Source organism: Synechococcus sp. TAK9802 (assembly GCF_014279535.1).
In the GTDB taxonomy this organism is placed as follows: domain Bacteria; phylum Cyanobacteriota; class Cyanobacteriia; order PCC-6307; family Cyanobiaceae; genus Parasynechococcus.
The window spans coordinates 802390-815956 of record NZ_CP047937.1; the positions used below are offsets into that span (position 1 = coordinate 802390).

The following is a 13567-nucleotide window of genomic DNA, read 5'->3' on the forward strand; positions in this document are numbered from 1 at the left end:
TCGACGATCAGTCGGTGACAACACCCTCAATCCGATCCTCAACCTCCTGGTACAGCTCCTGCAGCTGTTCAATGTTTTCATCCGAGGTCTCCCAGTATCCGCGGCCATGCACCTCAAGCAGGGTGCCCACGATCTGACGGAAGCTGTTGGGATTGAGCTCCAACAGACGCTTGCGCATCTCGGGGTCGTTGATGAAGGTTTCGTTGGCTTCTTCGTAGACGAAGTTGTCAACGGCACCACTCGTGGCACTCCAACCCAAGGTGAAGTTGAGGCGCTTGGCCACCTCACGCACGCCCTCGTAGCCGGAGTCAAGCATGCCTTCGTACCACTTGGGATTCAGCAGCTTGGTGCGTGAATCCAGGCGGATCGTTTCACTCAGCGAACGCACCTGCGCGTTTGCCGTGGTGGTGTCAGCGATGTAGCTGGTGGGAGCTTTGCCGTCATCACGCAGGCCAGCGATCAACTTGGTGGGATCGGAGTCGAAGTAGTGGCTCACATCGGTGAGGGAGATCTCAGCCGAATCGAGGTTCTGGAAGGTGACATCCGCCGTCTTCATCACGTTCTCGAACACCTCCCGCTTCTGATTCATCTCACCGGGGTTGTCGGCATTGAAGGCGAAGGTCTTGCGGGAGAGGTACATCTCCTGCAGCTCACCTTCCTCCTCCCAGGTGCTGTTCTCCACCGCAAGGTTCACGTTGGAGCTGTAGCTGCCGCTGGCATTGGAGAACACCCGGCAGGCCGCATCACGCAGGCTCGTGCCTTCTTTCTCCGCCTGCTCGAGGGCATGCTTACGAACGAAGTTTTGCTCCAGAGGCTCGTCGGCCTCGGCAGCCATCTTCACGGCCTGATCGATCAGAGCCATCTGGTTGATGAACAGATCGCGGAACACACCGGAGCAGTTCACCACCACATCAACGCGGGGGCGGCCGAGTTCTTCCAGGGGAATCAGCTCAAGCTTGTTCACCCGACCCACGGAGTCCGGCATCGGCTTGACGCCAACAAACCAGAGGATCTGAGCCAGGGATTCACCGTAGGTCTTGATGTTGTCGGTTCCCCAGAGCACGCAGGCGATGGTTTCGGGCCAGGTGCCCTGCTCCTCACGCTGACGCTCAATCAACTTGTCCACAACACTCTTGGCTGCAGCCACTGCGGCACGGGTGGGGATCGCCTGCGGGTCGAGGGCGTGGATGTTCTTGCCGCTGGGCAGCACACCAGGATTCCGGATCGGATCACCACCGGGGCCCGGAAGGATGTATTCACCATCGAGAGCCTTCAGCAGACTCTCCATCTCCATGTCGGCGCACACCTGCTCAAGGCAGAAGCGCAGGTAGGCAAAGAGCTTGTCGAGCTCGGTGGCATCGATCTGCACGAAGCCAGCGCTGCAGCAGGCCCGCAGCCAAGGCGAGGGGAGCTTGAAACCGAACTTGGCCAGCAGGTCGTAGAACCAACCGAAGCTGTTGCGCAGGCTGACCCGACCATCACGGCCGGTGAGCGTGCGAACCATGGCGCCAATGGCAGCGCGGGATGTCTCCGTGATCGTGCGGTTGAGTTCCACATCGGCGAGAACGCCCTCGTCGTTGCCTTTGTAGATGTCTTCGATCGAGCGGCCCATCGCCTCAGCCAGCAGGCCAGGGAGTGAGCGCAGCCCATCCTCCTCACGCTCGAGAGCAGCGATGTTCACCAAGGTGGCAACGGCCTCCTCTGCGGTGGGAGGCTTGCCAATGGTGTGCAGGCCACAGGGAAGGAGACGGCTTTCGATCTCCATCAACTGGCGGTAAACGGCGCCCACCAAGGCATCACGTCCCTCCAGGTCGAGGGTCGAGGCATCCTCCTCAGGAAGGTCAACGTCCTTATCGAGGTTGCACTGACGTGCCGTCTCGATGATCGTGTTGACGATCTGAATGCCGCGGCCACCCTCACGCAGCTGCTGGTAGGAGCCCACCAGCTCACCCAGTTCCTTCAGGCCCTTGTAAAGACCGGCATTTTCAGCCGGAGGGGTGAGGTAGCTGATGGTGGAGGCATAACCCCGCCGCTTGGCGATCGTGGCCTCGGAGGGGTTATTGGCGGCGTAGTAATAGAGGTTGGGCAGCGCACCGATCAGTGAATCGGGATAGCAGGTTTCGCTCATGCCCATTTGCTTGCCGGGCATGAACTCGAGCGAGCCGTGGGTGCCGAAGTGCAGCACCGCATCAGCCTTCCAGATCTTCTGGAGATAGGTGTAGTAAGCCGCGAAGCCATGGTGGGGGCTGGCGCTGCGGGAATAGAGCAGGCGCATCGGGTCACCCTCGTAGCCGAAGGTGGGCTGAACGCCAACGAAAACGTTGCCGAAGTGGCGACCGAAAACCAGCAGGTTCTGGCCATCGCTGTTGAGGTTGCCGGGGGGCTTGCCCCAGTTCTCTTCGAGCCGTTCGGAGTAAGGCGTCAGACGCTCATACTCCTCAACGCTCATGCGGTGGGCGATTGAAAGCTCCGGAGAGCCCTGCATGGCATCGGCGTCGTTGATGACGGCCTCCAACAGCTCACGAGGCGTGGAAGGCAGGTCCTGCACGTCATAGCCCTTCGCCTTCATCTCCTGCATCACCCGATGGATGGAGCCGAAGACGTCGAGGTAAGCCGCCGTACCGACGTTGCCCTTGTCGGGAGGGAAGCTGAACACGGTGATTGCCAGCTTCTTTTCGTTGCGGGGCTTGATCCGCAGCGATGACCAGCGGATGGCCCGTTCAGCAATGGCATCAACCCGGTCTTGAAGGGTGTGCGCCTTGCCGGTGGCATCGTCGCGACCCGAGAGAACGATGGGCTCGATGGCGCCATCCAGCTCCGGAATGGCGATCTGCAGGGCCACCTGCACCGGGTGCAGGCCAAGGTCGCTCTGTTCCCACTCCTGGGTGGTCTGGAAAACGAGAGGAAGCGCGACCATGTAAGGACGGTTGAGCTTCTTCAGCGACTCAATCGCCTTGGGGTGGTCCTGGCGGGCCGGACCGCCGACCAGCGCAAAACCGGTGAGGGAGACGATGCCATCCACCAGGGGCTGCTCGGGATTCAGCGGGTCATAGAAGAAAGCATTGACCGGCTTGGAGAAGTCGAGACCGCCGCAGAAGATCGGAATCACGCGAGCGCCACGGAACTCCAGCTCCTGGATGGTGGCCACGTAATGGGCATCGTCACCGGTGACGATGTGGCTGCGCTGCAGCACCAAACCGATCATCGGCCCTTTGCGGGCTTCCTCAGAGAGGTCGGTGCGGCTGGAGGTCCAGTTCAGATATTCCTTGAGGTCCTCGAACATCGAGGGGGCCAGGGGGTGCCAGATGCCGAGATCGGGGAACACCTCGGGCTCCGCCACCTCCATTGCGGGGCGTTCCTCACCTTCTGCAGCTGGGAAGACGTACTTGTCCGCCAGCATCAACAGGAAGTTACGCAGGTTGTCGGGGGTACCGCCCAGCCAGTACTGGAAGCTGAGCATAAAGCTGCGGGCATCCTGGGCCTTCTCAACCGGCAGGTACTTGAGAACGGTGGGCAGCGTGTTCAGCAGCTTGAGCATCGCGTCCTGGAAGCCGGCACCTCCGGCTTCCTTCCGCTTCTTCATGAAGCCTGCGATAGCGCTCTTGCTCTGACCGAGCTGGGCCATCGAGAAGCTGCCCAGCTTGTTGAGCCGCATCACTTCCGGCATGGACGGGAAGACCACAGCCGCCTTGAGTCGGTCGCGGTGGGGAGCAACGGCGTCCACAACCTTCTGCGCCAGATCCTCGATAAAGATCAAGGACGCAACGAAGACATCAGCCTCAGCCACATCGGCACAGAAGCCGGCGTAGTTGTCGTCGTCGCGGAGTTCTTCGATCAGATAAGCGCTGAGCTCGATCCCGAGATCGCCACCCGATGCATTGAGAGCCGTTGCTGCCTGGGTGAGAGCGTTTTGGTACTGGGGCTCCAGCACCACATAAACCGCCTTCATGACGGACTTGTGGTTCTGGCCCTCCACAGGAGCAACGCGGCGATCGGCGGAGCGGACCTGTGTGAACATCAGCGCGCTTTGAGCAATGTGAAGAACCTTACGGCGACTGGCCCTTAGGGCGCGAGGATTTCTGATCGGCCGTTACACGAGCAGACCCATAGGCTTTGAAGCGTCTGCTGCGCTTTCATGAACGCTCCGATTCCCGTCGTTGTTGCCGGTGCCCTGGGACGCATGGGCGCCGAGGTGATCAAGGCTGTGGTGGGAGCCGAAGACTGCAGCCTGGTTGGCGCCATCGACAACACCCCCGGCAAAGAAGGGGCAGACGTGGGGCTGGAGCTGGGCCTTGGCGAGCTGGAGGTGGCCATAACATCTGATTTCGAAGGCTGTCTCTGCGCTGTGAGCCAATCGGTGCGGGACAGCGGCAGCGGAGCCGTGTTGGTGGATTTCACCCACCCTTCCGTTGTGTATGAGCACACCCGCGCGGCGATTGCCTACGGCGTTCACCCCGTGATCGGAACCACTGGACTCTCGCCTGAACAACTCAACGACCTCACCGAGTTCTCGGCCAAAGCGTCCGTGGGTGGGGCCGTGATCCCCAATTTCTCTGTGGGGATGGTGCTGTTGCAGCAAGCCGCAGCCGCGGCGGCACGGTTCTACGACCACGCGGAATTAACGGAACTGCACCACAACCGCAAGGCGGATGCCCCCAGCGGCACCTGCATCAAAACCGCTGAGCTGATGGAGGAGCTGGGCAAGAGCTTCAATCCCGAGGAAGTGGACGAGCACGAATCCCTGGCGGGCTGCCGCGGCGGACAGCGGGACAGCGGCCTGCGGCTGCACTCCGTGCGGCTGCCGGGCCTGGTGGCTCACCAGGAAGTGATGTTCGGTGCCCCGGGAGAGACCTACACCCTGCGTCACGACACCATCGATCGTTCCGCCTACATGCCCGGGGTGCTGCTCACGGTGCGCAAGGTAGGCAGCCTCGGCAGCCTTGTGTACGGCCTTGAGCGCCTGATCTGAAGGCGACACCATGCTCATCCCCCTTCGCCCCGGTGAACTGCAACGGCTGATCCCCGCCGTTGCCACCGGCAATCAGTTCCGCTTTGCCCTCGGCAACCCTCAGGAGGTGCTGCAGCGCCTGATGATCGCCGCCATCGGTGGGGTAATCACGTTCCTGATTTACAACCAGGCGCAACTCGGCAGCCGCTGGGGCCCCGTCTGGCTGGTAATTAGCGTTGTGTTCTTTCTGTATGTGCTGTGGGGCCCGATCGTGCAAGCCGGCCAGCGCAACGCCACGCTGCGGCGCTATCCCGCGGCTGCCCTGTTTGAGGGCGAGGTGGCGGACGTGATCACGCGTGAACGGGTGGAAAATCGCCACGAGCAGGCCGACAGCCGCGGGCGGCTGGAACTCGTGGAGAACCGACGCACCTGGATGCTGCTCGAACTCGAAGACGAGGAGGGTTACCTCGGCCGGGTGGCCTTTCCGATGGAGAAAAAGCATCAGTCGATCCGCCGCGGCAGCCTGATCCGCTGCCTGGTGCTGAGCGAGCGCAAGGATTTTTCAAAGATCGGAGCCCTGAGCGATGCCTGGCTGCCGGGCATGCGGATGTGGGTTGGCGAGTATCCCTTCCTGCTCCGTCCCGCCTTTGAGGAGCTCTGCCAACTCCGCCTTAACAGCCGGCGTTGAACAGCCACTGCCGAACATTTCTTAAACCTGGTTTACACTTCTTAGTAATCAAACGGCGGCATCGATGTCCCAGTCCTCTCCCACCACTCCCGTCGTGCGCGGTGCACAGGTCACCACGGAAGACGGCGGCCGCCTCAACGCCTTCGCCACGGAACCCCGCATGGAAGTGGTTGAAGCAACCCAGGGTTGGGGTTTCCACGATCGCGCCGAAAAACTGAACGGCCGCATGGCCATGCTCGGTTTCATCGCTCTGCTGGCGACTGAACTGGCCTTGGGCGGCGAATCCTTCGTTCACGGGCTGCTCGGCCTGGGCTGATCGCCTCGCGCTGGATCGGGATGGCTGGCCAGACTCCCTGAATGGCTCCATCCCCTCCAGAGATTCATGTTTTGGGCGCTGGTCCCACCGGCGCCCTCACAGCTCTTGCCCTCGGCCTCCGTGGTCAGCGCGTGGTCCTTTTTGACCCGCTGAAGGCATCGGAACTTCAAGCCAGAAGTCGGGCGTACGCCATCACCCATTCCAGCCGCCGGCTGTTGACCAACCTGGGCTTATGGCACGACCTGCGCGATGCCTTGGTGCCTTTCCGTGACCTGGATTTGCGGGATGGGGCCACCAACGCCCGCGTTCTCTTCGGCGAGGACGATCTGGCATCAGCCAATCGACACCACGACGGCATTGGCTGGATCCTCGATCACCGGCCCTTGATGAAGCTGTTGCTGGCTCGGCTGGAGGCCAATGGCAACGTGGCGATGCACCTGGCCGAACCATGCCCTGATCCAAGCGCTGATGCTCTGATCGTGGCGGCTGACGGACCTCGCTCCCCCACACGGGAGGCCTGGGGCATCCGTCACTGGGGCATCCGCTACCGCCAGGGGTGTCTCACCGCCAAAGTTGCCCTGAGGGGACTCCCCCACGACAGGGCCTGCGAGTTGTTTCGCCCGGAAGGCCCTCTCGCCGTTTTGCCCTTGGGGCAGGGCACGTTCCAGGTGGTGTGGAGTGCACCCTGGCAGCGTTGCCAGCAGCGCAGCACGTTGCAGCGCAGTGCCTTTCTCGATCAGCTGGCCGCTGTTCTGCCGGAGGGGATTGAACCGGATTTCCTTCTGGATCAGCCCCGAGCCTTCCCCCAGCAATGGCTGCTGGCTCGCCGCTTTCATCGCGGACGGGGCGTGCTGATCGGCGAAGCGGGACACCGCTGCCATCCAGTGGGAGGCCAGGGACTCAATCTCTGCTGGCGTGATGTGGAAGGTTTGTTGCGCGCCGTGGAGCGGGGCGGCAGCGCCACAACAATCGCTCGTCGCTACGGGATGAGCCGGTGGCTCGATGTGCTCCAGGTTGGTGTGGCGACGGATCTTCTGGTGCGGGTGTTCTCCAACCGCCAACCGCTGTTGCTGCCCCTGCGGCGTTTGGCCCTGCTGCTGCTGAAACAGTTCTCTGGGCTGCGCCAACTGAGCCTGCGGGCCATGAGTGACGGCCCCATGCAGCTCTGGCGGGCCTTGCCAAACTGAGCCAAGCGCGAGTCGCGACCATGGTGATGTCCAGCCAGCGGCAACCCCCAGCAACGGACGCCTTGCTGCAATTCCTTCAGCGGCGTTTGGGGTTGAGTCCAAGCGCCCTGGAGCTGGGGCAACGCCAGGCGGAACTGGAACAAGCCCCCCTCCCGATCGTGCTGTGGAGCTTCGGGTTATTGAGTTTGCAGCAATTGGAAGACGTCTTCGACTGGCAGAACAGTCAGCCGTAGCGCAACAACGCGTCCACGGGCTGGCCTGCGGGCAAGGCCTGACGGCCTCCAAGCCCCTCCAGCTCGATCACAAAGGCAAAGCCCACCAAGCAACCACCGGCCTGCTCCACCAGTTGTCCCGTTGCTGCAGCCGTTCCACCGGTGGCCAACAGATCGTCCACCACCAGCACCCGGGGTGAATGTTCAAATGCATCGGCTTGGATCTCCAGCCGATCGGTGCCGTACTCCAAGGCATAATCCAGACCCACCACCTCACCAGGCAGCTTTCCGGGCTTGCGCACAGGCACGAAGCCAAGCCGTCGGTCGCTGGCCAAAGGTGCCCCAAAAATGAATCCCCGGGATTCGATCCCCACGATCAGATCAGGCTTCACCTGGTCGCAGAACGCACCCAGCTGGCGGATCACCTCGGCCATGGCCTCAGGCGACCGCAGCAGCGGATTGATGTCTCGAAACAGAATTCCAGGCTTGGGAAAATCTGGAATTGAGCGAATGTGCGACTGAAGATCCAAATCCAGGTGACGCAATGGAGGTGCCCCTGGCATCATCGCAGCCATGAGGTGTGTCAAGGCCTAACACCCTGCAAATACTGGGCGGTGACTGAGTTGCGGAGGTGTATTGCGACTGAGTTCTACGACAGTTAAACGACCGCAGAACGGCGAAAGCGGGGTATGGGCGCTGAGGTGTCCCTGCCCATAAGTAAAAGACCCTCAAAAATTTCTGCCATCTTTTAGGAGAAGCTGATCCAGGGATCCAACGGTTAGTAACACGTCAGCCTATGTTCATCCTGGTGCCGGTGCCGTTCAACGTCCTTTGACTAGTTTGGATCAAGATGCTGAGTAAGTGAAAGCGTCCTTGAGCATGTTCAAAAAAAAAAACGTTTGGCTACTCAGCCATCGCCGCAAGTGTTGTTACTGGCTGCTACGCCTTTGCATCTCCGTGGCTTGCATTGAGAGATTTGACGCATGCATTTGAGGATCAAGACACCAGAAAGATTGAAAAGCTTATCGATTTTCCCGAATTAAGAGAAGACATCAAAGTAACCGCAAAAGCTACAGTGATGAAAAGTGCAGCGATCGAACTTGAGGGCAACCCATTTGCTGCAATGGGAATCATGATGGCAAATACCATTGTTGATCCAATTATTGATCAAGTGATTTCTCCGGCTGGTCTACAGCTCCTTTTCTCTGCCGGAGAGAGGCCAGGAGGTGCAGATGGGGTTCACGAAAATATTGATGCTATTGCAAGAGACTTGATTCCCTCTAGCGATGGGGGTAAGGCAAGCGACGGAATCGAAGTCAAAACTGAATACGTTGGCATCAATGAATTTGAAGCTCAAGTCCGTAATGTGGAAATGCTAAATGAATCAGTTTCCTTCTATATGCGGCGCGAAGGCCTAGGGGGCTGGAAGGTTGATGGCATTAGAATCCCTGAGTCTTTGGTGGAAAAATTTATGGAAGAGTAGGATTAGAAGTGAATGTTTAAGCAACCGTACGTTGTTCCATGGGTGTGAAGTCCCACTGCATTATTCGATCAATGGTGTTGGTACGTATGCCGGCAGGAGTGATGGGGTCATGCTTGTGAATGGTGATGTGATCCTTATCGACACAAGACCAAGCGTTATGGGAAGTACGTACATCAAAAATACTGCGAGAGGGAGCGTTTGCAGTTGGCTGCTTACTCCCTTGCGATCAGTCATCTCTACGAAGACCAACTCCCATCAGCAGTGACCAGAACAAGTCTCTTGTATGCACATCCTGAGGATGACAAGCCTGTCACTGTTTTTTCTACCCAAGGCAACTTGCTCTTGAGTATCAACAAAAGTGGCTTGATCTTCTTGGTGAGTGGTACGAGATCTACGGTGAGCAAGTGGCCGATGAGCAGCTCTATTTCAATTTGAGCAAAGCGTAGAGGTTGAGAGATAATGAGGCCTGTAATCGGCGAACGAGCCACGTGTTGAGAACCCTCTTGTCGTTAGTTCTCCTCTTGGCTCCTATGCAAGCCTCAGCCGAGCCAGATAGTCAGAAGCGGGTTAAAAATTCAACTACATATAGTGAATGCATCCAAAAAGCATCCGATATAAATTCAAAATGGATCGAATACAGAGCCGATGTAAACGACTGTAGGTCTAAGCACGGTATTCCTGGTCAGTATTGATTTTTTTGACTTTTTTATGCGCTTAAGCTTGATTACTCCACGACTAGAGATCAAGGCCAACTGAGCCTCATCTTTTGGTGATTGTGATTCATTGATTATTCTATTTTTGTTGGCATGTTTCATGATGATGTATGAATGAGGCGTGACGTATGTAAAATCTTCAGAAAGCTATCCATGCTTGAATTCAAGTGAGGTATTCACTAGGAAGGTTTGGACAAGAAGAAAGGTCCCCCCCTTACCCCCCATTGATCAATGGTGAATAAGGTTGGTCTTGCCCGGTATGTCCAGTAAGATGCTGCTCAAAAGGGCTTCACTGAGGACGTTTACGGCTAAGAAGAAAAGGACCCCAAACCTCGAAAGAAGACCATCAATAATGCATTACCCAGATAGGCAGCATCTCCTTTAGATCGTTCTTACCAGTACCCATGACTGGTGGCATGCCTTCGTTGCTATCTCGAAGGTCGGTCAGTTGTCTCTACGTTTTTGGTCCAGCTTGACCAAGTATTTGCGAATTCTCCCTGTATAGGGGAGGGAGCTGGAGTTCTTCCTTAATAGGTGGCTATCGCTTCCTCCTTTTACGGGTGGGAGCTGATCTTCTTCCTTATAAGGCAGGGATCGCCTTTTTCTGGAACATGTCTTCGGTACGGTAATGCGAACTTCATTTGCCTCTTTGCCAGGACTAGAACGAGTTCAGAGAGAAGGAGGGATCAATGCTCAACGAACTACTTTTCACGCTGTTCCTTACGCAGGTCGGCACAGTCGCTACAATTACCGCCTGTATCGTTGGTGTAATGACACTCTTTTATGTAGAGATAATTGGCCTTGATAAATATAATGTTGAGAAACGCTTAGAAGGCCCTGCAAGGGCTCTTGGTGAGTGTGAATAATGGATTCATTATTCGAGTTATTTTAGGCGCCTTGTAGTCGATTTATAAGGCGATTGGTTTTTAGGCTGGGAGCTGTGATTCTCGGTCAAAATTTAATTGATATTCCACCTGAAATATTCCAGTTGGTTGGCTTCTCGGGTGAGTCCCAAGTCTCGATCCCTCCCTTGACATTGATCGATGTCCTGCTGTCACCTTGTTTATTCACTAGATAGTTCAATCCGGTTTCAACGCTTAGTCCGTTACAGTGCTTTTGATTAATTGGAAGAGATGCGCGATTGCTGTTGTAGATGTTTTGAACTTCCACATCGCTATTGCTGGTGTTCCAGTCAGCAAGCCAGCCAATGAGCAGGTGAGGAGTAAATCTGTTTGTTTCTTCGGTTGTTAGGGGAGGCGATATCTTTATCGATAAACGACTTCTTAGAAAAAAGTCATCGTAATTCTCATAGCGCAAGTTGAAATCGCCACCCCCAATCTCATTCCACTGATAGTCATGGTTCTTGTTCGCATTCAACAATATCTCAGGTTCAAAAGTTGCAAGCTTGCTCTTGATTTTATAGCTCGTCTTCAAGGAGCCTGTATAAATCTCTGCTTTCTTGTCTCCATAGGCCAAGCCTGCTTCTGAATCCCCGACTGCTAAGAGACCTCTCGAATGCAGTCCATCTATTGTGCTTTTCCCAAGCAATCCCTTGGCAGCAAAGTTGCCTTTTTGATAACCCAAGGAGATTCCTCCTCCATATCCACTTGGGCGCCAATAGCCCCCTCCGGCATCCAGAAAGCTGACATCAATGTCAGCTCTGTTCATGAATCCACTAACCGACCAGTTCTTGTTCAGGTTTGCGTTAACACCTATGACGTATCCCGAGTAGTTGCTTTCCCAGTTTCCAAATGTGCCGTGAGAGCCACTTTCATAATCAAAGGAAGAATGATGTCCGCTCAGTGTTTTGATCCAGGCGTCTATGGCGGGTTTTGATTGACTGGACTACTTATCTGTTTTTGTTGTTCCTTCGGCTTCATTGGATTCTTTGACTTCTTGAGGCGGGATTGGGTTAAGACTATCCAAAACAACATCACTCAATTGATATTGATATTCCTGGGTTGCCCTGCCACCGGTAGCTGTGTGGGCTCTAGGAAGTGTGTTGAGTGCCATTTTGAAATTATTTGCTGCAGTGTTTTCAACATCAATATTTATTCCTCTTGCCAGTTCAAGAATGCTTGCCTTGGAAACTGAACTAATCGGTATGCCGCCATCTACGGTTTCACAATTTCCTAAATACTTTGCCCAACGGTGCGACACGTCTGAATGTGTCCATGTGAATAGATTTGGAGGTGTCGTGCTTCCCCACCTGTAGTGGCGGGGCATTGTGTATGACCTTGTTTCTTTGTCAGAGTAGTAGTTAAACCTTACCCAACTAAGATTTGTTTTTTCATAGTAGAGATCTCCCCATATCCTTGCTGCTTTGTTTGTCTCATCCTCTTGCCAGCTTGTGGCTTCTTTTTGTCCTGTGTACCAAGGAGCATCAAGAAAGCCTCCTGTCCCCTCGAGCTCATCCCACTTGCCGATCTCTCTTCCGACATTTGCGCAAGTTAGGCCAACTGTTATCTCTTGAATGTTGTCAGCAGCTAAGCCTTGCGATGGCAATATTGTGAAGGCACAAGCTCCTGCAACGAAAGCTCCTAAAAGCTTCCCCGCTTTGTTTTTTGGCAGGAGCAGAGCTTTCAAAAAAGTATCTTTTGACGATCCATTGTATCTTGATCTGATTGAGTTGCAATAAGATTTGGAATATTTGTATTTGCGTATAGAATTTCTGTATGAGTCAGTAGTGTCTGCTTATTCAAATAGCTGAACTTGCATTCCACCATTCTGTCGTTTGTTCCCGAAGTTGATGATTGTGATTTCTTTGTTCCGCGTCAGCTTGCTGGCTTTGTGCCGAAACACGCCGTACTCGTGGAATGTCTCGGATGTGATCTAAACCGTTGAGCTAACGCTCTGGTCTTTGAGGTAAGCCAGCAGAAGCAGATGCGTTCCTCTCAACTAAGTCTACTAGAGATGCTGCTACTTCTTCTGCTCTAGCCGACAAGCAGGACTACTTCCAATTTGATTTTAAGAGTGCAGGGATTATCTCTGACTACAAGAGGTGCGACTGGACACGTGTACAACTCAACAAAGCTGATTCGGGAATAGGAGACAAGCATTTCAAATGCGAAGAGCTCAAGTCATATGTGGAGCCTGGTGAAAGATTGAAGGCTGCTTCGCGTCAGGGCTTGGTTCAAAACTGTGAGCAGGCAATCAAAGCTGCTCTCTGGGATCCAGGGAGCTATATCTTCATAGATCACCTGTACGTGGCTAACGACATCAACGGTGTCGATGTTCGTGTGACATACTTGGAAAACGACGGTTATGGCGGTCGTGATCAGTGGCAAACAACCTGCAGCTACCACTTGTGATCAAACATGGATCACGTTGGGCATTACACACTCCAACTGATCCGGTGACCCACTTCTTTGCCCGCTACCTAGAACAGAAGAGAGTGGGCTGGGCTCCAGAAGCAAAATGAAGGCACAATCAGAGGTATGAAAAGACTTCTGCTACTTCTGCCGCTGCTGTTACTGGCTGCTTGTGAACCTGCGGAGCCGACAGCCTCTCAGGTCGCTGAGAAGCTTCAAGCGCAAATCAACGAGCTTCTCGAAGAGGTGGACAAGAACCTCGAGAAGGTGGCAGACCTTGACCTTGATGGATTGTGCGCCAACAGCGGAAGGATCACTGCAGGGATGGACTTGCTTGTTCCTCGATACCGAGCTTTTGCAGTCCTGATGGAGGAACTAGGAGATATGCAGCAAGCCTTACTCGCAGGAGGAGCAGCCAATCAGTTCGCAGTGGATGTCCAAAAAATCAGACGCGACTGCGCCACTAGGGTCACAGCCCATCCGTCTCAACCTGAGTCGTCAGTAAATCAATCGACTGATAAACCGGTTTCAAACGTTGAGGATATGGCTATGACCAGTAGTGAGGAGAACCCTTCAGGGCAGCCTCCAGCTTCTGACTCAACCTCGCCACGTACATCACCTCAATCTCAAGAAGCAATGGCGGTGCCGGAATAAGGGCAAGTTAAGCCATCCCCTGTGGCAGCACACCTGGACTGCCACAGGGCTGCAA

At 55.4% G+C, this 13567-nt stretch carries 11 protein-coding genes; 7 read left to right on the forward strand and 4 right to left on the reverse strand.

Going from position 1 to position 13567, the window contains the following annotated elements:
* Nucleotides 1-7: 7 nt before the first annotated feature.
* Nucleotides 8-4018: a magnesium chelatase subunit H gene (locus SynTAK9802_RS04580; RefSeq protein WP_186497498.1), complete on the reverse strand. Its 4011-nt coding sequence runs from the start codon at nucleotides 4016-4018 to the stop codon at nucleotides 8-10.
* Nucleotides 4019-4135: 117 nt separating this feature from the next.
* On the opposite strand from SynTAK9802_RS04580, the gene dapB reads away from it, so the two are divergent.
* The 5 genes from dapB (at nucleotide 4136) to SynTAK9802_RS04605 (ending at nucleotide 7372) form a co-directional block, all read left to right on the forward strand.
* A complete protein-coding gene (dapB, locus tag SynTAK9802_RS04585) occupies nucleotides 4136-4969 on the forward strand; it encodes a 4-hydroxy-tetrahydrodipicolinate reductase (protein ID WP_186497499.1) in 834 nt (277 codons plus the stop codon).
* Between the two features lie 10 nt (nucleotides 4970-4979).
* On the forward strand, nucleotides 4980-5636 hold the full coding sequence (locus tag SynTAK9802_RS04590; protein ID WP_115010220.1) for a hypothetical protein: 657 nt from the start codon (nucleotides 4980-4982) through the stop codon (nucleotides 5634-5636).
* Nucleotides 5637-5700: 64 nt separating this feature from the next.
* Nucleotides 5701-5952 carry a high light inducible protein gene (locus SynTAK9802_RS04595; RefSeq protein ID WP_114987899.1) on the forward strand — a complete coding sequence of 84 codons (252 nt, stop codon included), beginning with the start codon at nucleotides 5701-5703 and terminating at the stop codon, nucleotides 5950-5952.
* Nucleotides 5953-5993: 41 nt separating this feature from the next.
* Nucleotides 5994-7139, forward strand: a complete 1146-nt coding sequence (locus tag SynTAK9802_RS04600; RefSeq protein ID WP_186497501.1) for an FAD-dependent monooxygenase — start codon at nucleotides 5994-5996, stop codon at nucleotides 7137-7139.
* Between the two features lie 20 nt (nucleotides 7140-7159).
* On the forward strand, nucleotides 7160-7372 hold the full coding sequence (locus SynTAK9802_RS04605) for a DUF2949 domain-containing protein (RefSeq protein ID WP_115010222.1): 213 nt from the start codon (nucleotides 7160-7162) through the stop codon (nucleotides 7370-7372).
* Here SynTAK9802_RS04605 and SynTAK9802_RS04610 read toward each other — a convergent pair.
* Nucleotides 7363-7917, reverse strand: coding sequence for an adenine phosphoribosyltransferase (locus SynTAK9802_RS04610; protein WP_186498014.1), 555 nt, complete (start codon nucleotides 7915-7917; stop codon nucleotides 7363-7365). The two genes, SynTAK9802_RS04605 and SynTAK9802_RS04610, sit on opposite strands and share 10 nt — an antisense overlap.
* 347 nt (nucleotides 7918-8264) lie before the next feature.
* Between SynTAK9802_RS04610 and SynTAK9802_RS04615 the strand changes: the two genes are divergently transcribed.
* Complete coding sequence (locus SynTAK9802_RS04615) at nucleotides 8265-8834, forward strand: DUF2939 domain-containing protein (RefSeq protein ID WP_255487894.1); 570 nt, start codon at nucleotides 8265-8267, stop codon at nucleotides 8832-8834.
* A 1664-nt stretch (nucleotides 8835-10498) separates the two neighbouring features.
* Here SynTAK9802_RS04615 and SynTAK9802_RS04620 read toward each other — a convergent pair.
* The gene (locus tag SynTAK9802_RS04620; RefSeq protein WP_186498016.1) at nucleotides 10499-11371 is read right to left on the reverse strand and encodes an autotransporter outer membrane beta-barrel domain-containing protein; all 873 of its coding nucleotides are present in this window, start codon (nucleotides 11369-11371) and stop codon (nucleotides 10499-10501) included.
* A gap of 21 nt (nucleotides 11372-11392) precedes the next feature.
* Entirely contained in the window at nucleotides 11393-12133 is a 741-nt protein-coding gene (locus tag SynTAK9802_RS04625; RefSeq protein WP_186497503.1) for a hypothetical protein, read from the reverse strand.
* A gap of 851 nt (nucleotides 12134-12984) precedes the next feature.
* Between SynTAK9802_RS04625 and SynTAK9802_RS04630 the strand changes: the two genes are divergently transcribed.
* Complete coding sequence (locus SynTAK9802_RS04630; protein ID WP_186497504.1) at nucleotides 12985-13512, forward strand: hypothetical protein; 528 nt, start codon at nucleotides 12985-12987, stop codon at nucleotides 13510-13512.
* Nucleotides 13513-13567 lie beyond the last annotated feature (55 nt).

Bases quoted from the DNA above. Each gene is read 5' to 3' on its own strand.
- SynTAK9802_RS04580 (WP_186497498.1), bottom strand. From the start codon at position 4,018: ATGTTCACACAGGTCCGCTCCGCCGATCGCCGCGTTGCTCCTGTGGAG.
- dapB (WP_186497499.1), top strand. From the start codon at position 4,136: ATGAACGCTCCGATTCCCGTCGTTGTTGCCGGTGCCCTGGGACGCATG.
- SynTAK9802_RS04590 (WP_115010220.1), top strand. From the start codon at position 4,980: ATGCTCATCCCCCTTCGCCCCGGTGAACTGCAACGGCTGATCCCCGCC.
- SynTAK9802_RS04595 (WP_114987899.1), top strand. From the start codon at position 5,701: ATGTCCCAGTCCTCTCCCACCACTCCCGTCGTGCGCGGTGCACAGGTC.
- SynTAK9802_RS04600 (WP_186497501.1), top strand. From the start codon at position 5,994: ATGGCTCCATCCCCTCCAGAGATTCATGTTTTGGGCGCTGGTCCCACC.
- SynTAK9802_RS04605 (WP_115010222.1), top strand. From the start codon at position 7,160: ATGGTGATGTCCAGCCAGCGGCAACCCCCAGCAACGGACGCCTTGCTG.
- SynTAK9802_RS04610 (WP_186498014.1), bottom strand. From the start codon at position 7,917: ATGATGCCAGGGGCACCTCCATTGCGTCACCTGGATTTGGATCTTCAG.
- SynTAK9802_RS04630 (WP_186497504.1), top strand. From the start codon at position 12,985: ATGAAAAGACTTCTGCTACTTCTGCCGCTGCTGTTACTGGCTGCTTGT.